24 protein-coding genes are annotated in these 25,383 nt (G+C 67.2%); 11 read left to right on the plus strand and 13 right to left on the minus strand.

The features are described from left to right. The first annotated feature begins 111 nt into the window (after positions 1–111). Entirely contained in the window at positions 112–1,749 is a 1,638-nt protein-coding gene (locus FOB72_RS13810; RefSeq protein ID WP_150373055.1) for a methyl-accepting chemotaxis protein, read from the plus strand. Positions 1,750–1,761: 12 nt separating this feature from the next. On the opposite strand, the gene FOB72_RS13815 is transcribed toward FOB72_RS13810, so the two are convergent. Continuing rightward, positions 1,762–3,447 carry a GMC family oxidoreductase gene (locus FOB72_RS13815; protein WP_150373056.1) on the minus strand — a complete coding sequence of 562 codons (1,686 nt, stop codon included), beginning with the start codon at positions 3,445–3,447 and terminating at the stop codon, positions 1,762–1,764. A 241-nt stretch (positions 3,448–3,688) separates the two neighbouring features. Between FOB72_RS13815 and FOB72_RS13820 the strand changes: the two genes are divergently transcribed. Beyond that, entirely contained in the window at positions 3,689–5,104 is a 1,416-nt protein-coding gene (locus FOB72_RS13820) for a coniferyl aldehyde dehydrogenase (RefSeq protein ID WP_223851336.1), read from the plus strand. Between the two features lie 19 nt (positions 5,105–5,123). On the opposite strand, the gene FOB72_RS13825 is transcribed toward FOB72_RS13820, so the two are convergent. Then, complete coding sequence (locus FOB72_RS13825; RefSeq protein ID WP_150373058.1) at positions 5,124–6,074, minus strand: Kdo hydroxylase family protein; 951 nt, start codon at positions 6,072–6,074, stop codon at positions 5,124–5,126. Positions 6,075–6,181: 107 nt separating this feature from the next. Then, complete coding sequence (metK, locus tag FOB72_RS13830) at positions 6,182–7,345, minus strand: methionine adenosyltransferase (RefSeq protein WP_150373059.1); 1,164 nt, start codon at positions 7,343–7,345, stop codon at positions 6,182–6,184. A gap of 217 nt (positions 7,346–7,562) precedes the next feature. On the opposite strand from metK, the gene FOB72_RS13835 reads away from it, so the two are divergent. From FOB72_RS13835 to FOB72_RS13850, 4 genes are read left to right on the plus strand one after another with little or no spacing between them, the layout of a single operon-like run. After that, positions 7,563–8,468, plus strand: a complete 906-nt coding sequence (locus FOB72_RS13835; RefSeq protein WP_150373060.1) for a lysophospholipid acyltransferase family protein — start codon at positions 7,563–7,565, stop codon at positions 8,466–8,468. Further along, positions 8,465–9,358: a lipid A biosynthesis lauroyl acyltransferase gene (locus FOB72_RS13840; protein WP_150373062.1), complete on the plus strand. Its 894-nt coding sequence runs from the start codon at positions 8,465–8,467 to the stop codon at positions 9,356–9,358. The genes FOB72_RS13835 and FOB72_RS13840 overlap by 4 nt, the downstream gene beginning before the upstream one ends. An 18-nt stretch (positions 9,359–9,376) precedes the next feature. Continuing rightward, positions 9,377–10,243 (plus strand): diaminopimelate epimerase, encoded by an 867-nt coding sequence (dapF, locus tag FOB72_RS13845; RefSeq protein WP_150373063.1) that lies wholly within the window; start codon positions 9,377–9,379, stop codon positions 10,241–10,243. Positions 10,244–10,276: 33 nt separating this feature from the next. Then, entirely contained in the window at positions 10,277–11,086 is an 810-nt protein-coding gene (locus FOB72_RS13850) for a PPK2 family polyphosphate kinase (protein ID WP_150373065.1), read from the plus strand. Here the strand turns inward: FOB72_RS13850 and FOB72_RS13855 are convergent. After that, positions 11,083–12,402, minus strand: coding sequence for a DUF3734 domain-containing protein (locus tag FOB72_RS13855; protein WP_150373909.1), 1,320 nt, complete (start codon positions 12,400–12,402; stop codon positions 11,083–11,085). The two genes, FOB72_RS13850 and FOB72_RS13855, sit on opposite strands and share 4 nt — an antisense overlap. Positions 12,403–12,572: 170 nt before the next feature. Then, positions 12,573–13,262 carry an orotate phosphoribosyltransferase gene (pyrE, locus tag FOB72_RS13860; protein ID WP_150373067.1) on the minus strand — a complete coding sequence of 230 codons (690 nt, stop codon included), beginning with the start codon at positions 13,260–13,262 and terminating at the stop codon, positions 12,573–12,575. A gap of 31 nt (positions 13,263–13,293) precedes the next feature. Here pyrE and FOB72_RS13865 point away from each other — a divergent pair, with 31 nt between their 5' ends. Further along, the gene (locus FOB72_RS13865; RefSeq protein WP_150373068.1) at positions 13,294–14,070 is read left to right on the plus strand and encodes an exodeoxyribonuclease III; all 777 of its coding nucleotides are present in this window, start codon (positions 13,294–13,296) and stop codon (positions 14,068–14,070) included. A 98-nt stretch (positions 14,071–14,168) separates the two neighbouring features. After that, positions 14,169–15,116, plus strand: coding sequence for an N-acetyl-gamma-glutamyl-phosphate reductase (gene argC / locus FOB72_RS13870; protein WP_150373069.1), 948 nt, complete (start codon positions 14,169–14,171; stop codon positions 15,114–15,116). A gap of 58 nt (positions 15,117–15,174) precedes the next feature. On the opposite strand, the gene FOB72_RS13875 is transcribed toward argC, so the two are convergent. Then, entirely contained in the window at positions 15,175–16,104 is a 930-nt protein-coding gene (locus FOB72_RS13875) for a M48 family metallopeptidase (protein ID WP_150373910.1), read from the minus strand. A gap of 312 nt (positions 16,105–16,416) precedes the next feature. Between FOB72_RS13875 and FOB72_RS13880 the strand changes: the two genes are divergently transcribed. Continuing rightward, complete coding sequence (locus tag FOB72_RS13880; RefSeq protein ID WP_150373070.1) at positions 16,417–17,697, plus strand: muropeptide transporter; 1,281 nt, start codon at positions 16,417–16,419, stop codon at positions 17,695–17,697. Between the two features lie 4 nt (positions 17,698–17,701). Here the strand turns inward: FOB72_RS13880 and FOB72_RS13885 are convergent, their stop codons facing one another. The 6 genes from FOB72_RS13885 to argB all read right to left on the minus strand — a co-directional run bounded on the left by FOB72_RS13885 (position 17,702) and on the right by argB (position 23,337). Beyond that, positions 17,702–18,523, minus strand: coding sequence for an acyl-CoA thioesterase (locus FOB72_RS13885; protein WP_150373071.1), 822 nt, complete (start codon positions 18,521–18,523; stop codon positions 17,702–17,704). A 66-nt stretch (positions 18,524–18,589) separates the two neighbouring features. Continuing rightward, on the minus strand, positions 18,590–19,201 hold the full coding sequence (gene metW, locus FOB72_RS13890; RefSeq protein WP_150373073.1) for a methionine biosynthesis protein MetW: 612 nt from the start codon (positions 19,199–19,201) through the stop codon (positions 18,590–18,592). Continuing rightward, a complete protein-coding gene (gene metX, locus FOB72_RS13895) occupies positions 19,198–20,379 on the minus strand; it encodes a homoserine O-succinyltransferase MetX (protein WP_150373074.1) in 1,182 nt (393 codons plus the stop codon). The genes metW and metX overlap by 4 nt, the downstream gene beginning before the upstream one ends. A gap of 270 nt (positions 20,380–20,649) precedes the next feature. After that, positions 20,650–21,315, minus strand: coding sequence for a nucleoid occlusion factor SlmA (slmA, locus tag FOB72_RS13900; protein ID WP_150373911.1), 666 nt, complete (start codon positions 21,313–21,315; stop codon positions 20,650–20,652). Positions 21,316–21,353: 38 nt separating this feature from the next. After that, positions 21,354–22,352 carry an HAD-IA family hydrolase gene (locus tag FOB72_RS13905; protein WP_411859799.1) on the minus strand — a complete coding sequence of 333 codons (999 nt, stop codon included), beginning with the start codon at positions 22,350–22,352 and terminating at the stop codon, positions 21,354–21,356. Positions 22,353–22,419: 67 nt separating this feature from the next. Continuing rightward, positions 22,420–23,337, minus strand: coding sequence for an acetylglutamate kinase (gene argB / locus FOB72_RS13910; protein WP_150373076.1), 918 nt, complete (start codon positions 23,335–23,337; stop codon positions 22,420–22,422). A 167-nt stretch (positions 23,338–23,504) separates the two neighbouring features. Between argB and FOB72_RS13915 the strand changes: the two genes are divergently transcribed. After that, on the plus strand, positions 23,505–23,753 hold the full coding sequence (locus FOB72_RS13915) for a cysteine-rich CWC family protein (RefSeq protein ID WP_150373077.1): 249 nt from the start codon (positions 23,505–23,507) through the stop codon (positions 23,751–23,753). A gap of 20 nt (positions 23,754–23,773) precedes the next feature. Then, a complete protein-coding gene (locus tag FOB72_RS13920; RefSeq protein WP_150373079.1) occupies positions 23,774–24,736 on the plus strand; it encodes a LysR family transcriptional regulator in 963 nt (320 codons plus the stop codon). Between the two features lie 15 nt (positions 24,737–24,751). On the opposite strand, the gene FOB72_RS13925 is transcribed toward FOB72_RS13920, so the two are convergent. After that, positions 24,752–25,249: a copper chaperone PCu(A)C gene (locus FOB72_RS13925; protein ID WP_191002152.1), complete on the minus strand. Its 498-nt coding sequence runs from the start codon at positions 25,247–25,249 to the stop codon at positions 24,752–24,754. Positions 25,250–25,383: the final 134 nt, after the last annotated feature.

Below are 25,383 nucleotides of genomic sequence, written 5' to 3' on the forward strand. Positions count from 1 at the left end.
GCGGGGCGCTCAAGTCCGTCCGCGCCGCAACCGTAAACATGGGAGCGTTCGCCCGGCATGTGCATGGTCATGCCGCCGGGTATCCATGGCCATCTCAGCCGTCAAACCCCCATGAACATCAGCAAACGTCTGCTCCTTACGCTCACCATCGCAATCCTGGCCCTGCTCTTCGTCGGGCTGGGCGGAATCTGGCAACTCAACAAATCCGAACAACGTTTCGAGTATTTCAACGACAACACGCTGGCTAGCGTGCGGCACCTGAACGACGTGGTCGATGCGTTCAGCGACATGCGCGTGGCCGCGCTCCACCACGCCATGACCGACGACATCGTCGCCAAGGGCGACGCCGAGAAGAAGATCGCCGCGGCCGACAAGCGTTTCGACGAAGTGCTCGCGAAATACGAGCGCGAGGATATCTCCGACGAGACGGACCGCAAGATGCTGGCGGCGGACCGCGACGCCGCGAAGGCCTACCGCGCGGCGCGCGTGAAATTCCTCGACAAGTCCAACAACAACGACTACGCGGGTTCGCAGGAAATGGCGACCACCGGCGAGCTCAACACGAGCGCCATCTCGCTGCGGAAGGCCATCGACGAACACCTGGCCTACAACGTGAAGCTCGGTGCCGACGCGGTGCTGCAGAACGAATCGCAGCATCGCTGGACGGTGCGCGTGTTCCTGGCCGTCATCGGCGTGACCGCGCTGTTCCTCGTCGCGATGGCCGTCACCCTGTACCGCCGCATTCATCGCAGCCTCAACGATATCCAGCGCACGCTCGAGTACGTGAGCGAATCGCTCGACCTCGACCGCCGCGCGCATGTCGGCCGCCTCGACGAGATCGGCCTGACCGCGCAGGCGTTCAACGCGCTGATCGCGCGCGTGTCGCACGCGATGCGCGACGTGCGCCAGTCGAGCGAATCGGTGGGCGTGGCCGCCGCGCAGATCGCGGCCGGCAATACCGACCTGTCCGCACGTACCGAACAGCAGGCCGCGTCGCTCGAGGAAACCGCGTCGAGCATGGAAGAGCTGACCACCACGGTGCGCCAGAATGCCGAGAATGCGCGGCAGGCCAATGCGCTCGCCACGAGCGCGGCGGACGTCGCCGACACCGGCAGCCTCGCCGTCAGCGAGATGGTCGGCACGATGGGCGAGATCAGCGGAAGCTCGGCGCGCATCGCCGAGATCACGAGCCTGATCGAGGGCATCGCGTTCCAGACGAACATCCTGGCGCTCAACGCCGCGGTGGAAGCGGCGCGTGCCGGCGAGCAGGGCCGCGGCTTCGCGGTCGTGGCCGGCGAGGTGCGCAGCCTCGCGCAACGTTCGTCCACGGCGGCCAAGGAGATCAAGGAGCTGATCGAGGCGTCGGCGACGACGGTGCAGACCGGTTCGGCGCAGGCGCAACGCATGGGTACGACGATGGACGAGATCCGTCAGGCGGTAAAGCGCGTGGCGGACATCATCGCGGAGATCTCGGCGGCGTCGCAGGAGCAAAGCGCCGGCATCGATCAGGTCAACCACGCGGTGGGACAGATGGACCAGGTGACGCAGCAGAACGCGGCGCTGGTCGAGGAAGCCGCGGCCGCGGCGCAGTCGCTCGACGAGCAGGCACGCCGCCTGCGTGAAACGGTCGCGCAGTTCCAGATGGCCGATGGCGTCGATGGCCCCGATGGCGTCGATTACGCCGATCACGCCCGCTTCGGCCACAGTGGCGACGCACGCGCGCTGCCGGCGCCGGCCCTCGGACGTTAGCCGCCTCGCCGCTCAATCCGCTTCCGCGACCTCGCGCAGCCTGAGCATTACGCGCGGCGCATAGCGGATGAGGTCATGCGCGCGCTCGCCGATCATGATCGCGGGCGCGTTCGTATTGCCGCCGACCAGCGTCGGCATGACCGACGCATCGACCACGCGCAGTCCCTCCACACCCCGGACCCGCAGCTGCGGGTCCACCACCGCCATCGCATCCATGCCCATGCGGCAGGTGCCCACCGGATGGTAGATCGTGTCCGCATGCGCGCGAATATGCGCGTGCGCGGCCTCGTCGTCGCTGCCGTCGAGCCGCAGCGCGCCCGAATAGAGCTCCCGCCCGCCGAAGCATGACAGCCGCGGCTGCGCGAAGATCTCGCGCACGATCCTGAGTCCGTTCAGCATGCCGTCCAGGTCCGCGGGATCCGACAGGTAACGCGGATCGATACGCGGCGCCTCGCGCATGTCGGCCGAACGCAGCCGGACCTCGCCGCGGCTGCGCGGCCGCAGCACGCACACATGGCACGAGTAGCCGTGGCCGAGGTTGAGGTGGCGCATATGGTCGTCCGCCATGCCGACGACGAAATGCAGTTGCAGATCCGGCTCGAGCAGATGCGGATGGCTGCGGACAAAGCCGCCGGCCTCGGCAAAGTTGGACGTCAGCATGCCCGAACGCTCCTGCCGGTAGCGGCGCATCTCCCCCATCAGCCGGCCGATCGCCTTGAACGACACGCCGAACAGGTCGGTCGTGGCCACGCGCTTGTGCATGGCGATATCGACATGGTCCTGCAGATTGGCGCCGACGCCGGGCAGGTCGTGCACGAGCGCGATGCCGTGCTCGCGCAGATGCGCGGCCGGACCCACGCCCGACGCCATCAGCAGCTGCGGCGACGCGAACGTGCCGGCCGAGACGATGACTTCGCGCCGCGCGCGCAAGACGTGCTCGCGGCCATCGCGCAGCACCACCACGCCCACCGCGCGGCGCCCTTCGAACAGGATGCGCCGCACCTGTGTGTCGGTCAGCACGTGCAGGTGGGACCGGCCGCCGTTGTAATGGCGGTCCGCCGCATTGCCGCCATGGAGGTAGGCGCGCGCGGCGTTCCAGCGCTCGCCGTCGTGCTGCGTGACCTGGTACCAGCCCACGCCCTCCTGCTCCACGCCGTTGAAATCGTCGTTGCGCAGATGGCCGGCCTGCTCGGCGGCCTCGATGAAATGCTGCCCGAACGGATTCGGCGTGCGCAGGTCGCTGACGTGCAGCGGACCGGTGCCGCCATGGAGGGGATCGTCGTCATGCCCGGCCACGCGCTCGTTGCACTCCGCGCGGCGGAAATACGGCAGCACGTCGTCCCACGACCAGCCGTCGCACCCGGCGCTCGCCCAGTCGTCGTAGTCGGTGGGGCGCCCGCGCGTGTAGACCATTGCATTGATCGACGAGCATCCGCCCAGACCGCGGCCGCGCGGCTGGTAGCCCCGGCGACCGTCGAGACCCGCCTGCGGGACCGTTTCGAAACCGTAGTTGCGCGCGCCCGCGCGCGGCAGGAGCACGGCACCCCCGGCCGGAATGCGCACCAGCGCGTGGTGGTCGTGTCCGCCGGCCTCGATCAGGGCGATGGTGTCGCGGCCGCTGTCGGCCAGGCGGCCGGCCAGCGCGCAGCCGGCCGATCCGGCGCCCACGACGAGATAGTCAAAGCTGGTGGTGTCCATCCGTCCCCTCGTGTGTAGTCGTCGGTCCGGCCGCAAGGAACGCGCCCCGCCACGGTTCTCTGGTCACGAAAATCCAGTGTAGGCGCTTGGCGATACGCGGTGAAGCGGTCCGCAAGCGATGCGGTGGCCGCGATGTTTGGTAGCGCTCCTCCATTGTTCTCGCGCGGCGGCTGCCTTATGGTGTCGGGCTGGAATGCCCCAGAGTGAAGCACTGCCGCCGCCCCCGCGAGAGGAGACGTCCATGATAAGAGAACTGCCCGCCATGCCTGTACTGTCGTTGCAGTTCGACGCGATGCGCGCTGCCTCGCGGCGCGACCAGTATCCGGCGTGGGCGGTGCGCGCGGACCGGCTCCGGCGGCTGCGTGCGCTCGTGCTCGACAACCAGCCCGCCATCGCCGAGGCCATCGATGCCGATTTCACGCAGCGCCCGCGCCAGGAAACCGCGCTGCTGGAGGTCTTTCCGAGCCTCGCGGGCATCGATGATGCGCTGCGGCATGGCAAGCGCTGGATGCGCATGCGGCGCGCACGCACGGGGTTCTGGTTTCTGCCGGGGCGTTCGCGGCTGCTGCCGCAGCCGCTGGGCGTGATCGGCATCGTGGTGCCGTGGAACTATCCGCTGTACCTCGCCGTGGGGCCGCTCGCGGGCGCGCTGGCGGCCGGCAATCGCGCGATGGTCAAGCTCTCGGAGTACACCCCGCGCTTCGCCGCGCTGTTCGAGGCACTGATCCGGCGCACGTTCGCGCCCGACGAAGTCGCGGTGGTCAATGGCGATGCCGAGGTGGCGCGGCAGTTCTGCACGCTCCCGTTCGATCATCTGCTGTTCACGGGTTCCACCGCCGTCGGCCACGAGGTCATGCGCGCGGCCGCCACGCATCTGACCCCGGTGACGCTCGAGCTCGGCGGCAAGTCGCCGGCGATCGTCGGCCCCGATGCGGACCTCGACCAGGCGGTGGAGCGGATTCTGGTCGGCAAGCTCGTCAACGCGGGACAGACCTGCATCGCGCCCGACTACGTGCTGGTGCCCCACGCACAGCGCGAGCGATTCGTGCAGGCAGCCATCCGCTGCGCGGCGCGGCTCTATCCGGACCTTGCGCGCAATGCCGATTACACGAGCATCGTCAGCGCGCGGCATTTCACGCGGCTGCAGTCGATGGTCGGGGCTGCCGAGGCGGCCGGCGCGCGGCGCGTCGCGCTGACCGACGCCGTGCCCGATGCCGCCGCGCGCCGCTTTCCGCCCGAGCTGCTGCTCGACGTGCCCGACGAGGCGATGGCCATGCGCGAGGAGATCTTCGGTCCGGTCCTGCCGGTAGTGGGCTACGACTCGCTCGACGCGGCCATCGCGTATGTCAACGCGCGTCCGCGCCCGCTCGCGCTGTACGTCTTCGACCGCCGCCGCGAACACCTCGATGCCGTCACGCGGCAGACGGTGGCGGGCGGTGTGACGGTGAACGACACGCTGTTTCATATCGCGCAGGACGACCTGCCCTTCGGCGGCGTCGGTGCCAGCGGCATGGGGGTCTATCACGGGGAGGCAGGCTTCGACACGTTCTCGAAGCGCAAGCCCATCTTCCTGCAGTCGCGCCTGAACGGCGCGGGACTGCTCAAGCCGCCCTACGGCAGGCGCTTCGAGGCGATGCTGAAGCTGCTGATCCGCTGAGGGCGCCGGCGGCGGCCGCTTACGCCGCCACCATCGGACGGCCCAGCATGCGCGACAGCACCGCTTCGGGCGAGTGGGTGTGGTCGCCGATGGCCTTCGGATCCAGATAGATCGTCTGTTCCATCATCGCCTTGCCGCGCATCGCGGCGTGCAGCAGCTGGTCGCTGAACACGATCCACGTGGCGCCGGGCGGAATCTGGAACTCCTGCTGCGGCACGGTCTTCTGGTAGTCGAGGTCGGCCTTGGCCAGATCGTGCAGCTGGAGCATCCGGTGGTCGTACTCGGAGCGCTCGCGCTTGGTCACATGCAGCTGTTTCATGAGCCATGCCTGCCCGGGCCACATGCCATGCGTCTTCGGCACGAAGCGCGCGGCAAAGTCCGCGAACGGCTCGCCCACGCGCCATACGCGCGGCGCTTCCGGATCGATGTTGTGAAACACGCGCAGCAGGCGCTTGCCGCGCATCGGATTCGACGGAAACGCGTCCACGTGCAGCCGCGTGTCGTCCTTGCGCCAGCTGACCGGACGCCCGGCGATCTCGCTCGGGCGCAGCGACGTGCCCGCGCGCGTCATATACGGCTTGTACTCGGGAAACAGCGAATGGATCAGCGACTCGCTCGACTCGGCATATCGCCGGATCAGCGCATGGATGTCGGCGAGGTCCTGCGGGCTGCCCGTGGCACCGCGCACCGCGGACTCGTTGGCACGCAGGTTGATGTTCTTGGACTTGCCGTCCGACCAGCGGCTGTCGAGGAAGCGTTCCTCGCCGGGCTCGAAGCGGAAATGGAGATGCGGGAAATAGAGTACCGCGCCCTGTTCGAGCTCGCGGCGCAGCCGCGCGCGCGTTTCGGCGCTGACGGCAGGGGCCCAGTCGGTATAGGGCTGCGTGCGGATCAGGTCCAGACCACCGGAAGTTGCGGCGGCGACGGTCTGGGCGCTCTGGGTGATCTCGGCGGGCGTGGCGACGGTCATGGCGAACTCGAAGACGGAAGTTGCCCGAATTCTACTACCGTCCCAGCCGCCTCAAGCAGGGAGGCCCCTCCCCCGGCGGGAGAGGGGCCGCTACCGCTGACTGACGTTTACAGACCGGCGGCGGCGCGCAGTGCGGCGGCCTTGTCGGTCGCTTCCCACGAGAATTCCGGCTCTTCGCGGCCAAAGTGGCCGTAGGCGGCGGTCTTCTGGTAGATCGGACGCAGCAGGTCCAGCATCTGCACGATGCCCTTCGGACGCAGGTCGAAGTGCTCCTGCACGAGCTCGGCGATCTTCTCGTCCGAGATCTTGCCGGTGCCTTCCGTGTACACGGTCACGTTGATCGGGCGGGCCACGCCGATCGCGTAGCTGACCTGCACCTGGCACTGGCGGGCGATACCGGCGGCCACGATGTTCTTGGCCACGTAGCGCGCGGCATAGGCAGCCGAGCGGTCAACCTTCGACGGATCCTTGCCCGAGAACGCGCCGCCGCCGTGCGGCGACGCGCCGCCGTACGTATCGACGATGATCTTGCGGCCGGTCAGGCCGCAGTCGCCTTGCGGGCCACCGATCACGAAACGGCCAGTCGGGTTCACCAGGAACTTGGTGTCCTTCAGCATTTCGGCCGGAATCACGGGCTTGATGATCTCTTCGATCACGGCTTCGCGGATCTGCGCCTGCGTGACGTCCGGGTGGTGCTGGGTCGACAGCACCACGGTGTCCACGCTGTGCGGGCGGCCGTCGACGTAACGCACGGTCACCTGCGACTTGGCGTCCGGACGGAGCCAGGGCAGACGGCCGTCGCGGCGCAGTTGCGACTGGCGCTCGACCAGACGGTGCGAATAGTAGATCGGGAACGGCATCAGTTCGGGCGTCTCGTCGCACGCATAACCGAACATCAGGCCCTGGTCGCCGGCGCCCTGGTTCAGGTAGTCGTCCGAGGCACGGTCCACGCCCTGGGCGATGTCGGGCGATTGCTTGTCGTAGGCGACGAGCACCGCGCAACCCTTGTAGTCGATACCGTAGTCGGTATTGTCGTAGCCGATGCGCTTGATGGTGTCCCGCGCGACCTGGATGTAATCGACGTTTGCCGACGTGGTGATCTCGCCGGCCAGCACGACGAGGCCGGTGTTGCACAGCGTCTCCGCGGCCACACGGGCGTACTTGTCCTGCGCAAGGATGGCGTCGAGGACGGCATCCGAGATCTGGTCGGCAACTTTGTCGGGATGGCCTTCGGAGACGGATTCCGAAGTGAAGAGGAAGTCGTTTGCCACGAGTAGTGTTCTCCAGGTTGGCAGGTTAGCTATTGCGTGCCAGCCTTGAAAACAGCTCGGCGACGCTTTAGCGGTATTTAACGGCCACGGCATGCGGTCTGTGTAGACCCATGTGCAGCAGAATCGCCCCGCAAGTTGTCAGTTAACTCGGCGATAGGCGGTATTATACGCGCCTTGCCGGCGCCAGTGCAGTGCGCCAAATGGCCCTTTTGGCATCATGACCTTTCTCTTCTGGCTGATTTCCCGTTTGCCGCTGCGCGTGCTGCATGCGCTGGGCGGCACCCTGGGCCTGCTGGTGGCGCGCCTGCCCGGCCGTTACGGCCGCCGGCTCAAGGAAAATTTCCGTCACGCTTACCCTGCCGTGACCGACGCGCAACTCGACGATGCGGCCCGGGCCACGGGCCGCATGATCGTGGAAATGCCGTACTTCTGGAGCCGCAAGCGCATCACGGTGCCGCTGCACGGCTTCGACGAATACCTGTGGGCGGAGATCGGCAAGCTCCAGGCGGCCGGCAAGGGCGTCATCATCCTGACGCCGCACCTCGGTTGTTTCGAGGTGCTGCCGCAGTCGTTCGCGGGCAACCGTCCCGTGACCGCGCTGTTCAAGCCGCCCCATCAGCCGTGGCTGCGCGAGTTCGTGGAACGCATGCGCACGCGCCACAATCTGGCGATGGCCCCGGCAACGCCGCGCGGGGTGCGCATGCTGGTCAAGGCGCTGCGCCGCGGCGAAGCCGTGGGCATCCTGCCGGACCAGGTCCCGAGCGGCGGCGAAGGCACATGGGCGCCGTTCTTCGGCAAGCCGGCCTACACCATGACGCTGGTCCAGCGCCTGCAGCAACTGACCGGCGCGCCGATCGTGATCGTCGCGGCCGAGCGGCTGCCGCGCGGCGCGGGCTATCGGGGCCATCTGCGCATCCTGCGCGAGGGCGGCCTGCTGCCCGAGGACGCGTCGGCCGCGGCAGCCGTCATCAACGCCGGGATCGAGGACCTGATCGCGGTCATGCCCACGCAGTACCTGTGGGGCTATAACCGCTTCAAGACGCCGGCCGGCGTGAGCCAGCCAGAGGCGGCGGGCGCCGCAACCGAACCCGCCCGTTATCGAGAACGCCAACAAAGCCAATGAGCCGTATCTTCACGTGGCTGGGCATCGCGTTCCTGACGCTGCTCGGCAAACTGCCGTATCCGCTCGTCGCGCGCTTCGGCGAGGCGCTCGGCGGCCTGCTCCACAAGCTGCCGCACGGCCGCCGCAAGGTGGTCGAGGCCAACCTGCGCCTGTGCTTTCCGGAAAAGACCGACGCCGAGATCGCCGCGATGTCGCGCGACGTGTTTCGGACGATCTTCCGCAGCTTTGCCGAGCGCGGCATCTTCTGGACCGGCAGCGAGGCGCAGATGCGCCGCTGGGTGCAGATCGACGACCAGGCGGACCTTGTCTCGCTGGACGGCACCCCCCATATCCTCGTGACCCTGCATCTGTCGGGCGTGGAGGCCGGGGCGATCCGGCTGACCATCCATTTGCGCGATCACGTGGGCCGATCGGGTGCGTCGCTCTATACGAAGCAGAAGAATGCGCTGTTCGACGACTTCCTCAAGCACGCGCGCGGCCGTTTCGGCGCGAACATGATCTCGCGCAACGACAGCGCGCGCGAGATCCTGCGCAGCCTCAAGAAGGGCGAGGCGCTGCAGCTGATCTCGGACATGGACTTCGGCGAGCGCGACTCCGAGTTCGTGCCGTTCTTCGGCGTGGAGGCGCTCACGCTCACGGCCGTCTCGCGGCTGGCGCGGGTGACGGGCGCCAAGGTGGTGCCCATCTACACCGAGATGCTGCCCGACTACCAGGGCTACGTGCTGCACATCCTGCCGGCCTGGGAGAACTACCCCGGCGCCAGCGTGCACGAGGACACGCGCCGCATGAACGCGTTCTTCGAGGACGTCATCCGCCCGCGCGTGACCGAGTACTACTGGGTCCACAAGCGCTTCAAGCATCGCCCCGAGGGCGAGCCGGAAATTTATTGAGACGGTAGAATCGCTGGCATGAAACTCCAGTTCACCAAGATGCACGGCGCCGGCAACGATTTCATCGTGCTGGACGGCATCCACCAGAAGCTCGACCTGACCGAGGCCCAGTGGCGCGCGCTCGCGAGCCGGCATTTCGGCATCGGCGCGGACCAGATCCTGATCGTCGAGCCGTCTTCGCGCGAGGACGTCGATTTCCGCTACCGCATCTTCAACGCGGACGGCGGCGAGGTCGAACACTGCGGCAACGGTGCACGCTGCTTCGTGCGCTTCGTCACGGACAAGGGCATGACCGACAAGCGCTCGGTGCGCGTCGAGGTCATGAACGGCGTGATCACGCTCACGCTGCAGGACGACGGACAGGTTACGGTGGACATGGGCGCGCCCGAGCTGACGCCCGCGCGCGTGCCGTTCCTCGCGGAAGGCCTGCCGACGCGCGTCGAAGGCAACGACACGGCGTTCGGGCTCGAAATCAATGGCCGCACCGCGTGGCTGTCGGTGGTGTCGATGGGCAACCCGCATGCGGTGCAGGTGGTGGACGATGTCGAAACCTTCCCGGTGCTGCAGGACGGTCCCGTGATCGAGCATCACGCGACGTTCCCCAACCGCGTGAACGCGGGTTTCATGCAGATCGACGACCGGCAGACGATCCACCTGCGCGTATTCGAGCGCGGCGCGGGCGAAACGCTCGCCTGCGGCACCGGCGCGTGCGCGGCCGTGGTCGCGGGTATCCATCGCGGCCTGCTGGACTCGCCGGTCAAGGTGCATACGCATGGCGGCGCGCTGACCATCGCCTGGGACGGCGTGGGGCAGCCGGTCCGCATGACGGGTCCGGCCACGACCGTATTCGAAGGGACCATTGACCTGACGACCCTGCCGGCCTGACCATAGGGGCGCCACCCCCGATGGAGCGCCCCCATGCCGCTGGACGATTTTCGTATCACCTCTGGCAAGCAGTTCCGCCTTGCCGACCACGACGCCGACAGCAAGCCGCTGTCGCGCGGCAGCAAGAACGCCGACCTGCAACGACTGACCGAGCTGTCCGAATGGCTCGATACCCAGCAGGACATCTTCTACGCGCAACACAACCGCAAACTGCTCGTGGTGCTCCAGGGCATGGACACCAGCGGCAAGGACGGCACCGTGCGCGGCGTGTTCCGCAGTTTCGACCCGCTGGGCCTGCGCGTGGTGAGCTTCAAGGCGCCGACCGCCGAGGAACTCGCGCGCGACTATCTGTGGCGCGTCCATGCGCAGGTGCCGCGGCTCGGCGAGATCACGGTGTTCAACCGCAGCCATTACGAGGACGTGCTGATTACGCGCGTGCATGGCTGGATCGATGAAGACGAATGCGCGCGGCGCTACAAGCAGATTCGCGCGTTCGAGACGCTGCTGACCGAGACCGGCACCACGATCGTGAAGTGCTTCCTCCATATTTCGAAGGACGAGCAGAAGGCACGGCTCGAGGCGCGCCTGGCCGATCCGCAGAAGCACTGGAAGTTCGATCCGAAGGACCTCGAGGAGCGGCAGTACTGGAAGGACTATGCGGGCGCCTACGAGGCGGCTATCGCGGCCACCAGCACGCCCGAATGCCCGTGGTACATCGTGCCGGCCGACTCGAAGACCCATCGCAACCTGATGGTCGCGGAGATCCTCGCCGAGGTGTTCCGGAAGCTCAAGCCCGAGTACCCGCCCCCGAAGCCCGAGCTCGCGAAGCTCAAGGTCGACTAGTCGCCATTCCCGCGATGCACGTCGTGGGTCACGAACGGATGGTCGGGCTCCGGCATCGCGAGCCACTGCGGATGCTTGAGCGTGTCGCGGATATCGTCGAGCCCGCTGGCCCAGTGCTCGTGCATGGTCAGCGCGCCGAACTGGTAGTCCTTCGCGCTGCCCTCGAACGACTTGTCGCGATAGATCAGCTGGATCACGTTGCGGCGCGCGTCGCACGCATGGTCGGCCGCCTTGCGATAGGCCGGATCGTCACGCTTCGCCGGCGGCACCAGCGCCATCAGCTCGCTGAGCATGCGCCGGTAGTTCTGCTGCTCGCGCATGACGTCGGTGATCGCCCGCGTGCGGCTCGAATACTGGATGTCCTTCTGGCGCTCGGCCACATCCAGCAGGCTGTGCGGCAGCTTGCCGCGCGCGCTCCACAGGTCCACCTGGAAGATCAGCGCATCGCGCCGCGGCTGCGCGGTCAGCACCTCCTGCAGCGGCGTGTTCGAGACGAGGCCGCCGTCCCAGTAGAACTCGCCGTCGATCTCGATGGCCGGAAAGCCCGGCGGCAGCGCGCCCGAAGCCATGAAATGCTCGGGCCGCAGCCGCGTGCGCGTATTGTCGAAGTACGCGAAATTGCCGGTGCGCACGTTGACGGCGCCCACCGATACGCGCATTTCCTTGGGATGGTTCAGCCGGTCGAAATCGGCAAAGCGCTCGAGCGTCGCCTTGAGCGGTGACGTGTCGTAATAGCTCGCATTGCCCGCATCGGCGCAGCGGCCCCAGATATCGGCGACCGAGCGCGGGCTGAAAAAGCCGCGCTGCCCTTCGATCAGCGCGCGCGCCGCATGGATGCTGTCGAACCAGATGCGCACAGGCTCGGGCCAGTTGGGCGCGGCCTCCGTCAGCATTTCGACGGGAAGACCGGGTAGCCATGGCTGCTGGCAGATGTATTCCCAGAACGCGCGCAGCTGCGCGACGCGGGTTTCGGGAGGATTGCCCGCGATGATGGCCGCGTTGAGCGCGCCGATGGAGATGCCGGCGATCCAGTTCGGATGGATGCCGCCCTCGGACAGCCCCTGATACACGCCAGCCTGATAGGCGCCGAGTGCGCCGCCGCCCTGCAGCACGAGCGCGCGCACGGCATACGATTCGTGGGCGGGGCCGTTGCCCGGCACGGTCTCGGGTGCACAATGCTCGGGGGGCAGGTCGTCGGCCTTGCCGCGTCTGGCGCGGGCGGTCCTGGTCGCCGCCTTGGCAGCGGTGGACCTGGCCGGCGCCCGGTCCGACTTTTCCCGGGCCAACGTCCTGTCCTTCGCCTCAGGCGCCAGCATGGCCGGCGACACCGAATCCTGCGGGGCGGGCCCCTGCTTGCCGACGGCCGCCTCGACTGCCGCCACTTCGTGCTTCTGCCCGTTTTTCTGCCGCTTGTCCGCCACGCGCCGCTCCCCTTGCTGTCACCCTCAGAACCGCGCCCGGGCCCGTTGCCCGGGCGGGATGTCCGTCAGACGCCGTAGCGCTGGCGGTAAGCCGAAACGGCCTCGCGGTGCGTGCTCAACGAAGCGTCCTGCGACGCATCGAGGTAGGCGAGCAGATCCCTGAGGCTTGCGATCGCGATCACCGGCACGCCGTATTCGCGCTGCACGTCCTGCACGGCCGAATGCGTGCCGATATTATCGGCGGTTCCGCTTTTCTCCATCCGGTCGAGCGCGATCAGCACGGCGGCCGGCTCGGCGCCCGCGGCGCGGATCATCTGCATCGATTCGCGCACCGAGGTGCCGGCCGAGATCACGTCGTCGATGATGACGACCTTGCCCTGCAGCTTCGCGCCGACCAGCGTGCCGCCTTCGCCATGGTCCTTGGCTTCCTTGCGGTTGTACGCAAAGCCCACGTCGCGGCCCATGCCGGCGAGCGCCACGGCAGTGGCCGAGGCCAGCGTAATGCCCTTGTAGGCCGGTCCGAACAGCACGTCGAACTGCACGCCCGAGGCCAGCAGGGTTTTCGCATAGAATTGCGCCACCTGACCGAGCATCGCCCCCTGGTTGAACAGGCCGGCGTTGAAGAAATACGGCGATTTGCGACCCGCCTTGGTCACGAACTCGCCGAAGGACAGCACACCCGCGTCGAGCGCAAAGCGGATGAAGGTCTGGCTCAGTTCGCCCGTCAGGGCGCCGGGGGTCGTCTGCTGCGTCATCTTTTCTCTCTGAATACGAAAATTTCCCGAGATGTTACGGATTATCAGCGCCAACCTCAACGGCATCCGCTCCGCCTCCAAGAAAGGCTTCTTCGACTGGATGGGCAAGCAGGACGCGGACATGGTCTGCGTGCAGGAGCTCAAGGCCCAGGCCGCCGACATGACCGACGCCTTCCTGGCGCCGCACGGCTATCACGGATTCTTCCACTACGCCGAGAAGAAGGGCTACAGCGGCGTCGGTCTCTACACCCGCCACAAACCCGAGCGCGTGATCACCGGCTTCGGCAACCCCGAGTTCGACAATGAAGGCCGCTATGTCGAGGTGCAGTATCCGCACCTCGCGGTCATTTCGGTCTACGTGCCTTCCGGCTCCAGTTCAGAGGAGCGCCAGCTCGCCAAGTTCCGCTTCATGGAGGCGTTTCTGCCCCATCTGCTGCAACTGAAGGCCAGCGGGCGCGAGATCGTGCTGTGCGGCGACGTGAACATCGCGCACAAGGAAATCGATATCAAGAACTGGAAGGGCAACCTCAAGAACTCCGGTTTCCTGCCCGAGGAGCGCGCATGGATCGGCGCGCTGTTCGACAGCCACGGCTACGTGGACGTGTTCCGCCAGCTGGACCCGCGCCCGGACCAGTACACGTGGTGGAGCAACCGCGGCCAGGCGTACGCGAAGAACGTCGGCTGGCGCATCGACTACCACCTGGCCACGGCAAAGATCGCGGAAACGGCCAAGGTCTGCGCGATCTACAAGGACGAGAAGTTCAGCGACCACGCGCCGCTGTCGATCGACTACGACTACCCGCTGTAAATTCGCCAAGCGCCGGCTGCGCCACAGCAAACGCGGGACAGCCGTCATGCAACGTCGTTACAATGCGGGTTCCTCGCATTTTTCAGAGTGAGACCGCCATGGTTTTCAAAGTATTCGTCGATGGTCAGGAAGGTACCACCGGTCTCCGGCTGCTCGACTATCTCTCGGGCCGCAGCGACGTCGAACTCCTGCGCATTGCCGACGACAAGCGCAAGGATCCGGCGGAGCGCGCGCGCTTCCTCAACGCCGCGGACGTGGCGTTCCTGTGCCTGCCCGACGTCGCCTCGCGCGAGGCCGTATCGCTGGTCACCAATCCGAATACCTGCGTGATCGACGCCAGCACGGCGTTCCGCACGTCGGACGACTGGGCCTACGGCCTGCCCGAACTCACGCGCGGCCAGCGCGAGAAGGTGCGCGCGAGCAAGCGTATCGCCGTGCCGGGCTGCCACGCGAGCGCGTTCGTGCTCGCCGTGCGTCCGCTCGTGGAAGCCGGCCTGCTGCCGCGCGACTATCCGGTGACCGCGTTCTCGCTGACCGGCTACAGCGGCGGCGGCAAGAAGATGATTGCCGAGTTCGAAGCCGGCGGTAACCCGAAGCTCGACAGCCCGCGTCCGTACGCGCTCGGCCTCGAGCACAAGCACCTGCCCGAAATGCGCGTGCAGGGCGGCCTGTCGCAGGCGCCGATCTTCAACCCGATCGTCGGCAACTTCCTGAAGGGCCTGGCCGTGACGGTGCCGGTGTTCCCGGCGCTGCTGTCGCGCAAGGCCGATGCCGAGGCGATTCTCGACATCTACCGCAAGCACTACGAAGGCGAGCAGTTCGTGCGCGTGCATCCGTTCAACAGCGAAGCGAACCTCGACGGCGGTTTCTTCGACGTGCAGGCGAGCAACGACACGAACCGCGTGGACCTGTTCGTGTTCGGCAACGGCGAGCGCCTGAACCTCGTCGCGCGCCTGGACAACCTCGGCAAGGGCGCCGCCGGCGCGGCCGTGCAATGCATGAACGTGCATGTGGGCGCCGACGAGGCGACCGGTCTCGCCGCCTGAGCCGCGCGTCGGTTCGCGACGACGTCCATGAAAAACGCCGGGCTCGCCCGGCGTTTTTTTATTTCGGTTTCGCGCCGGCCCCGGCAACGGGCGGCTTCCTGAGCGGATGCATGCGGTCGTCGTCGCCCTCGTCCACGGGCGCATCGCCGAGGTTCGTCATATTGGTCTGATGCTCGGGCAGCATCTCCATCGGCATGTCCTTGGCGTTCGCGTAGAGGCGCAGCGCTTCCTTCATATGCCGCTCCAGCACCGCGATCCGGCTGCGGCCCGACGGATGCGTGGACAGCATCTCCTCGCCGGGGTCGAGCATCGTGCCCATCTTGCGCCAGAGCGTGATGGACGCGCGTGGGTCGTAGCCCGCGCGCGAGGCCATGTCGAGGCCGATCAGGTCCGCTTCGGTCTCCTCGAGCCGCGAGAACTTCAGCGTGATCAGCCGCGCGCTGTTGCCGATGTCCATGTTGCCGAGATTGCCGAAGCCCGTGAGCTGCGACATCACGTTGGCACCGAGGTTGGTCACCTCGGCCTGCGCCGCGCGCTGCCGCGCGTGCTCCTCGAGCGCGTGCGAGATCTCGTGGCCCATGACCATCGCGATCTCGTCGTCGGTCAGCCTGAGCTTGTCGATGAGTCCCGAGTAGAACGCGACCTTGCCACCGGGCATGCAGAACGCGTTGATCTGGTTCGAATGGATCAGATTGATCTCCCACTGCCACTTCGCGGCGGCGGGATTCCAGCGCAACGTCTCCGGCAACAGGCGCTTGCCGATCGCGCGCAGGCGCTGCAGCTGCGGATCATTGTCCGCGGCCAGCGCGTGGCGCACGATCGCTTCCTGCTTGATCTGTTCATACTCGCGCGCGGCCTGCTGCTCGATCATGTCGCTCGGCACGATTTCCCGAATCCGCGACTTGCGCAGTTCCACCGAAACGCCGGGATCGCCGGGCATCATCGCCGCGGCGGGGACTTCGACGCCCGAGGCCGGGCCCTGCGGCATCGCCGGCGCGGCGGGCGTGGCGGGGGCGGTCGGCGTCGAGAGGGCCGAGGCCGGGCCGCCCTGCGCGAACACCGATCCCGCCGACAGCACGCACCACGCCGAGAGCGCCGCGAGCGCCGGCTTCAGGGCGGCCGCAAGCGGCCCCGGGCGTTGCAACGGGTGGGAAAACACGGCGGTGAGGCAGGGCACGGGTCGGGTCACGGGGCAGGTCACGTGTCGTGATCTCGCGGGAAATGGGGGCAGCGCGCAGGCGTGGTGCAATAATACACGGCAGCCTCGCCAGCGCTCACTCCCCACCGCCCGCGCCCATACATGACGTTTCAAGCCTACCTCGATATTTTTCGCAATCGCCGGATTGGCGCCATGCTCACGCTCGGCTTTGCCTCGGGGCTGCCACTGGCGCTCACGTCGGGCACGCTGCAGGCATGGATGACCGTGGAAGGCCTGGACATCAAGACCATCGCGTTCTTCTCGCTGGTGGGCCAGGCCTATATCTTCAAGTTCCTGTGGGCGCCGCTGATGGACCGCTTCACGCCGCCGATGCTCGGCCGGCGGCGCGGCTGGCTGCTGCTGACGCAGATCGGGCTCGTGGCCAGCATCGCGGGCATGGCGTTCTGCCCGCCGCACGAGGCGTTATGGATGCTGGCCGCGCTGGCCACGCTGGTCGCGTTCCTGTCGGCGTCGCAGGACATCGTGTTCGATGCATACAGTACCGACGTGCTGCGCACGTCCGAGCGCGGTGCCGGCGCCGCGGTCAAGGTGCTCGGCTACCGGCTCGCCATGCTGGTCTCGGGCGGCCTTGCCCTGTATCTGGCCGACCGCGTGATGGGCTGGCCGCAGATGTACCTGTTCATGGCCGCGCTGATGGGCGTGGGCCTGCTCACGCTGCCGTGGGCGCCCGAGCCCGATACGCCGTCCCGTGCGCCGCGCACGATGGAGGACGCGATCGTCGGCCCGCTGCGCGATTTCTTCTCGCGCAAGGGCGCGTGGTGGCTGCTGCTGCTGATCGTGCTGTACAAGCTCGGCGATGCCTTCGCGGGCAGCCTGTCGACGACGTTCCTGATTCGCGGCCTCGGCTTCGATCCGGGCGAGGTCGGCATCGTCAACAAGACGCTCGGGCTGGCGGCGACCATCATCGGCGCGCTGTTCGGCGGCTCGATGATGGTGCGGCTGGGGCTCTATCGCTCGCTGATGCTGTTCGGGGTGCTGCAGGCGGTGTCGAACCTCGGCTACTGGTTCCTCGCGGTCACGCCGCCCCATCTGTGGTCGATGGGCGCGACCATCGCGGTGGAGAACCTGTGCGGCGGCATGGGCACGGCCGCGTTCGTCGCGCTGCTGATGACGCTGTGCAACCGCTCGTTCTCGGCCACGCAGTATGCGCTGCTGTCGGCGCTGGCCTCGATCGGCCGCGTCTATGTGGGCCCGACCTCGGGCTATATGGTCGAGGCATGGGGCTGGGCGCCCTTCTACCTCGCCACGGTCGTGGCCGCGGTGCCCGGCGTGGCGCTGCTATGGGCCATGCGCGGCACCGTCCATCGCTACGAGGCGCAGGCGCGCGAGCCGGAGAACACCGCCGTCGCCCGCCCCGCCTGACGGGTCACTCTTTGTAGTAGACGATTTGATGCGAGGTGGCGAGTAACTCGCCGGCCGCGCTCCAGATCTGCGCGGTCTGGTCGAAGAACCCCTGCCGGAACACCTGTGCCCGCGCGCACCCCAGCACGTGCTGGTCCCCCAGCGCCGCCAGCGTGTCCGCGTCGGCATGGAAATACGTGGTCAGCGACACGGTGCCCGCCGGCACGAAGCCCGCGCGCTTGAGGAAGATGCGCGGGTAGAAGCTGTCGCACCACGACGCAATGGCCGCATAGTCGGGCGTGCGCGCCGGCGCGTCGCGCAGCCAGAACTCGGTGATGCTGTCGGGATGCTCCGTCCCCGGCGTCGTGCCCGGCTTGGCGCCGCGCACGGCGCGGATATCGTAGGCGGAGAGCCACTTCACCGGCGCGAACCCGCCGATCGGCGGCAGCGTGTCCGCGGGCGGCGCCTCGGGCATGACCGCCTCGGGCGAACTCCACGTGTCGCGCCGCACCGCGAAGACCGCGCTGCCCGTGGTCGTCACCGCGCCGTTCTGGCGTACCGTCAGCGTCCAGTGCTGGGTCGAACGATTGGTGCGCGACGGCACAGCCTCGATCTCGAACGGCCCCTCGGCGATCGGCCCCGCAAAATTCACGGTCAGCGCGATCGGATCGCCGAGGCGTTCGGGGTGTTGCAGCGCGGCCTGCAGCATCGTGGCCGCCGTGATGCCGCCGAACGGCCCGATCATGTTCCAGTAATTGGGCGTGGTACGGCCGTCGAAGCGGTGTTCGCCGACGGGCGCCAGCTGCAGCGCCTCGTCGAACGGATGGAGATCAGACGTTGAGGACATGAAAAAGCACGCTCGTTCGATAATGCTTCGAACAATAGGACGAGCGTGCGATTTCGTCAATCGGGATCAGACCGCGCAAACCCGATAGACCGCGAGGCTGCCGCGCCAGTTGAAGCCCCAGTTGACGGTCACGCCTTCGTGCATGACCACGCGATCGACCACGCGCAGGCCCACCTTGGGCGCCAGCGCCTCGAAGTCGCTGATCGTCAGCACGCGCACGTTCGGCGTGTTGTACCACTGGTAAGGCAGCGACTCGGACACCGGCATGCGCCCGCGGAACACCGACAGCCGATGCGGCCAGTATCCGAAGTTCGGGAACGAGACGATGCACTCGCGCCCCACGCGCAGCGTGTCGCGCAGCACCTGCGCGGTGTTGTGGATCGTCTGCAGCGTCTGCGACAGGATCACGGTGTCGAAGCTCTTGTCCTCGAACAGCGCGAGCCCGCCCTCGAGGTTCTGCTGAATCACGTGCACGCCCTTCTGCGCGCACGCCAGCACGCCCTCGTCGCGAATCTCGATGCCGTACGCCTGCACGCCGAGCTCGCGCTGCAGCACGTTCAGCAGGCTGCCGTCGCCGCAGCCCGCGTCGAGCACCGTGGAATTCGGCTCGACCCAGCGCGCGATCGCGCGGAAATCCGGGCGCAGGGCCAGCACGTCGGGATGGGATGCGGCATTCATACGCCAATCTCCTCGGCAATGCGGTCGTAATACGCGCGCATCAGGTTGTGATAACGCGGATCGTCGAGCAGGAAGGCGTCGTGTCCGTGCGGCGCCTCGATCTCGGCGTACGACACCGGGCGCTTGTTGTCGAGCAGCGCCTTGACGAGCTCGCGGCTGCGGCTCGGGGCAAAGCGCCAGTCGGTCGTGAAGCTTGCCACCAGGAAGCTCGCCTGCGTTCCGGCCATGGCGCGCGTGAGGTCGCCGCCGAAGGCCAGCGCCGGATCGAAGTAGTCGAGCGCGCGCGTGATCAGCAGATACGTGTTCGCGTCGAAGTACTCGGCGAACTTGTCGCCCTGATAGCGCAGATAGCTCTCCACCTGGAACTCGACGTCGAACGAGAAGCGGATGTCCTCGGCCTTCAGCGAGCGGCCGAATTTCTCGGCCATGTCCTCGTCCGACAGATACGTGATGTGCCCGATCATGCGGGCCACGCGCAGGCCGCGCTTGGGCTTGACGTTGTGCGCGTAGTAGTTGCCGCCATGGAAGTCCGGGTCCGACAGGATCGCGCTGCGCGCGACCTCGTTGAACGCGATGTTCTGCGCCGACAGCTTCGGCGTGGACGCCACGACGATGCAATGGCGCAGCCGCTCGGGATACTTGAGGCTCCAGGCCAGCGCCTGCATGCCGCCGAGGCTGCCGCCCATCACCGCCGCGAACTGCGTGATGCCGAACGCGTCGGCCACGCGCGCCTGCGCATCGACCCAGTCCTCGACGGTCACCACGGGAAACAGCGCGCCGTAGGGCGTGCCCGTGTCCGGATTGACGCTCATCGGGCCGGTCGAACCGAAGCACGAGCCGAGGTTGTTCACCCCGATCACGAAGAACCGGTCCGTATCGAGCGGCTTGCCCGGGCCGACCATGTTGTCCCACCAGCCGACATCGCGCGGGTCGTGAGCGTATACGCCCGCCACGTGGTGCGAGGCGTTGAGGGCATGGCACACCAGCACGGCGTTCGTCCGCCCGGCGTTGAGCGTGCCGTAGGTTTCCACCATCAGGTCGTAGCCGGACAGCTGGCTGCCGTTGCGCAGCTTCAGCGGTTCGGCGAAATGCATGCGTTGCGGCGTGACGATGCCGACGGAGTCGTTCGGCGCATCGGCGACGCTCAATACTGCGGCAGGAGGAGCAACATCGGTCATGGAGCAGGCCCGTTGGCGACAGGCATAAAAAAACCCGACTGGCGATGCGTCATTGCAACGCGGCCAAATCGGGCTTTTCGCGGAGACTCCGCGCGGTGGATGCCGGGCATCGACCAACCTCTTTAGCCGCATTTATATTGGCGGCAAGGCTGGTTCCGGCTCGAATTTCCCGGAATCTTCCCTGCTACCGCGCGCCCGCAAGCCAGTCATCAAATCGGCGCGACACGGCGATTATAGTGCAAGTCGGCCCGGCGGGTCACCGGCGGCGATTCACCCCAGCAGTACGCGCAGCTGGCCGTCGATGTACTCGCCGGGCAGCTTGCGGAAGCCGCTCTTCGCGTAGCGGTGCCAGTGTCCCTGCACGCTGGCCATGATCAGCGCGGCACGCACGGGGATATCGGCATCGGACGGAAACGCGCCCTGCGTGACGGCCACCTTCAGGCACTGGCGCAGCGAGGCCTCGATGCGATCGACCATCTGGTTGATCCGCTCCTGCAGCCGCTCGTGTTCGCCGACCAGCGCCTCGCCGGTCAGCACGCGCGTCATGCCCGGATTCTTCTCCGCGAACGACAGCAGCATGCGCACGATCGCCTGCGCCTGGCGCAGGCCGTGTTCTTCCTGCAGCGTGATCTGGTTCACGAGGCCGAAGACGGTCTGCTCGATAAACGCAATCAGGCCCTCGAACATCTGCGCCTTGCTCGCGAAGTGGCGGTACAGCGCGGCCTCCGAGACCGAGAGGCGCGCGGCCAGCGCCGCGGTCGTGATCTTTTCCCCGCGCGGATGCTCGAGCATGCCGGCCAGCGTCTGCAGGATCTGGATGCGGCGTTCCCCCGGACGCGGCCGCTTGCGCGCCGACGTGCCCTCCGCCCCGGCTTCCGTCTCGGCCAGTTCGGCGGCGACCTGCGCGCCAGCCTGGTTTCCCGATTCGCTCCCCATGTGTCGTGCGATGGTTTGATTCATGACCCAGTACCTTTTTATTGTTTGATGAGGTGATCCAGCGATTGTACTTTTATGTTCACATAACGTGGCCGGTTGACCACACGGGCACGCACCCGAGGCGCCGAATCGGGCTGCGACTGTGGCGCGCGGACATCGCTCGTACCCACTTCGCCTGCCTGCCGTCCCCCATTCGGGGGTACCTGGCTTTCCGCCGCCACCAGCGTCACCGACCGCTCCTGCGTGACGTGCGCGGCATGCCGCGCGTCCTCTTCGGCGATCGTCGCGCGCATGGCCGCGTCGTCGTTCGTGGCGGTCGCGGGCACCGCATGCGGCCGCGACGGCGCCAGCGTGCGCAGATGCCCGGTGATCCAGGCGGTCCGGATGCCCGTGCCCGCATAGTGCTTCAGGTGGGACAGCGTGTCCTCGACCAGAATGGCGCGGTGCGCGGGCACGCGCGCGCGCGCCAGCCACCGGCGCAGCATGCGCCGATCGGGCTTGGGCCGCAAATGGCCGTGCACCCACATGTCCTCCACGGCAATCACCCGCTCGAAAAAACGGTCGATGCCGGCAATCGCCATGACCGCGCGCGCGTAGTCGCGCGGCGCGTTCGTGATCAGGATCTTGCGGCCCGGCAACCGGCGCAGATGCGCGGCAAGCCCACGCTGCACCCGCACCATGTCGCCGAGTTCGGGAAACGCGTGGGCCGCGCGCAGGAAGTCGTCGGGATCCACGCCATGATGTCGGATCATACCCAGCAATGTCGCGCCGTACCGTTGCCAATAATCAACACGGACCTGGCTGGCGGTGGCGGCATCGGTGTCGAGCACGCGCGCGACATATTCGGTCATCAGCCGGTTGATGGCCGGGAAGATCGCGTGGGAGGCGTCGTGCAGCGTGTTGTCGAGGTCGAACAGCCACACGTCGGGGCCGGACAGGTTGCCGGCCGGGCGTCGTACGACGCGGGCGGCAAGGCGCTTGCCCGCGAGCGGCGTCCGCGTGAGGGCGCGGCGCGAGATCGGTTGTCTGGAGTTCACGCCGGGAGAGGAAAAAGGGGGGGAAGGGGGAGGACGTCCGATAGCGCCCGGCCGCCCCCGAGGGTGCTCAGTGCGAGCGGATCAGCGTACCGAACGCCTGTTCGGTCAGGATTTCGAGCAGCAGCGAATGCTCGATGCGGCCGTCGATGATGTGCACCGAGTTCACGCCGCTCTTGGCGGCGTCGAGCGCCGACGAGATCTTCGGCAGCATGCCGCCCGAGATCGTGCCGTCCGCGAACAGCTCCTCGATCTCGCGCGCGGACAGGTCGGTCAGCAGGTTGCCCTTCTTGTCCATCACGCCCGGGATATTGGTCATCATGACCAGCTTCTCGGCCTTCAGGATCTCGGCCATCTTGCCCGCGACCACGTCCGCGTTGATGTTGTACGCCTGGCCATCGTCGGAGAAGCCGATCGGCGAGATCACGGGGATGAACGCGTCGTCCTGCAGCGCGCGCACCACGGCCGGGTTGATCGCCTCGATATCGCCCACGTAGCCGATGTCGAGGAAGGCGCCCGGGTTCTCGCGGTCCGGCATCTGCAGGCGCTTGGCGCGGATCAGGCCGCCGTCCTTGCCCGTGAGGCCCACGGCCTGGCCGCCGTACTGGTTGATCAGCATCACGATGTCCTGCTGGACTTCGCCGCCGAGCACCCATTCCACGACTTCCATGGTTTCCTCGTCGGTCACGCGCATACCCTGCACGAACGTGCCGACCTTGCCGATCTTTTTCAGCGCGTCATCGATCTGCGGACCGCCGCCGTGCACGACCACCGGGTTCATGCCGACGAGCTTCAGCAGGATCACGTCGCGCGCGAACCCGTGCTTGAGCTTCTCCTCGGTCATGGCGTTGCCACCGTACTTGACCACGATGGTCTTGCCGTGGAACTTGCGGATATAGGGCAGCGCCTCGGCCAGAATCTCGGCCTTGAGCGCAGGCGCAATAGCGGCAATCGAGGTGGTGGCAGGCCCGGGTTGGTCGTCGGTCATGGCTGGAAGACTTGAATGTTTCAACAGGTAAGATGGCAATGGCTGGCGCGCGTGGCATTTCCGCCGCTTTGCAGCCGCGCACCGAGACAGGCGCCGATTTTAAAACAAGTTCGCGCGGGCTCGACAACAATCGAGAACGATCGCGCCTGTAAAAGATGTCACCACCTATGACCGACCCCACCCACACCGCCACGGTTCCCGAGGCACTGGCCAGCCGCTGCAGCCAGTGCGGCGCGGCGTTCGTGTGCGGCTACGTCGCCGGGCTCTCCACCTGCTGGTGCGCGCACGAGCCGTTCCTGCCCGCCAGCGGACTCGTGCCGGACCAGCTGTGCCTGTGCCCCGATTGCCTGCGGAAAAGGAAAGCCACGCTGGCAAATCGTCCGGACGAATGTCACAATCGCACTAAATTGACCTGACATTCGTCCGACGAATAAATATGAACAGCCTGCGCGGAATCGATCTCAACCTGCTCGTCGTGCTCGAGGCACTGCTCGCGGAACGCCATATCTCGCGCGCGGCGCTGCGGCTGCAGCTGAGCCAGCCCGCGGTCAGCCATTCGCTGGGCCGGCTGCGCCAGTTGCTCGACGATCCCCTGCTCGTGCGTGGCCAGGGCGGCCTCGTGCTGACGCCGCGCGCGCATGAACTGGCGGCACCGCTTGCCGAGGCCCTCGCGCAGGTGCGCATCCTGCTCGGCCCCACGAGCTTCCAGCCATCCACCGCGCGCCGCACGTTCCGGCTCGCGATGTCCGACTACGGGGCACTCGTGGTGCTCCCGCATCTGCTGCGCACGCTGCGCAAGGCCGCGCCGAACGTCGATCTGACGGTGTCGCAGGCCAGCCGCGAAGCGATGACCGCGCAGGTGGCGGACGGCGAGGCGGACCTGGCCATCGGCGTGTTCGCCTACCGGCCCGAAGGCGTGCGGGAGACACCGCTGTTCGAGGATGGGTATGCCTGTGTGGTGGATGCCGCGACAGTGCGCGACAACGGCCGGCTCGATCAGGTGGCCTACCTCGCGCGTTCGCACGTGCTGGTGGCGAATGCCAGCGAGCCCATGGACGCGATCGATACCGCCGTGGCGAAGCTCGGCGGCCGCCGCAAGATCGCCTGCACGGTTCCGCACTGGAGCGTCGCACCCGCGCTGATCGCGGGGACCAACCTCGTGCTGACCACCGCGCGCCGCACGCTGGCGGCCATCGAGGACGACGCGCGTTACGCGGTGTTCGCGCCGCCGTTCAAGTCCGATGCATTGTCGGACTTTACCTGCAGCATGCTGTGGCACGCGCGCGCCGAGGCGGATCCCGGCCACACATGGCTGCGCGAGCGTGTGGCGCAGGCGGCCGCGCTCGTCGCGCAGGCCGGCCAGTCGCCGGCCGAGGCGCCGATCAGCCTCCGGGGCTGACCGGTGCCGGGCTGATCAATGCTTATGGTCGCCGTGGGCCATGCCGCCCGCGGGCGCACCCGGCTGCGCCGCCTGCGCGGTCAGGTCGCGCACCTCGGCGGTCACACGCTGTTCGACGACCTTGCCGCCCTGCTCGATCTTCAGCGTCAGCGGCACCTTGTCGCCGGCTTTCAACTGCGTCTTCAGGTCCATCAGCATCACGTGATACCCGCCGGGCTTGAGCTCGACGTTCTGCATCTTCGGCAGATCGAGCGAACCGACCGGACGCATGCGCATCACGTTGTTCTCCATCTTCATCTCGTGCAGCTCGGCGGTGCCGACCGGCGACGACACGCCCACGAGCTTCGCGGCGTCGTGCGCGTGAATGGTCATGAACGCGCCCGAGGCGGTCTGCGCGGGCACCGTGCCACGCACCCAGGCGTTGGTGACATCGACCTGGGCGAAGGCCGCGCCGCTGGCGAAGAGCGCGGCGGCAGACATCACGGCCAACGCCGCGCGGGGAAAGGCTTGCATCTTGTACGTCTCCATGGAAAGCAGACATTAGACCATGAGACCACGGCCTCCCGCCCGGCGTCAGGGCATGGGGACCATCGTCGAACCGCATAGTCTGGCAGCGCGCGGGATACGTCAGAATGCGGCACGGTGTC

This window comes from Cupriavidus pauculus (assembly GCF_008693385.1).
Taxonomy (GTDB): Bacteria; Pseudomonadota; Gammaproteobacteria; order Burkholderiales; family Burkholderiaceae; genus Cupriavidus; species Cupriavidus pauculus_D.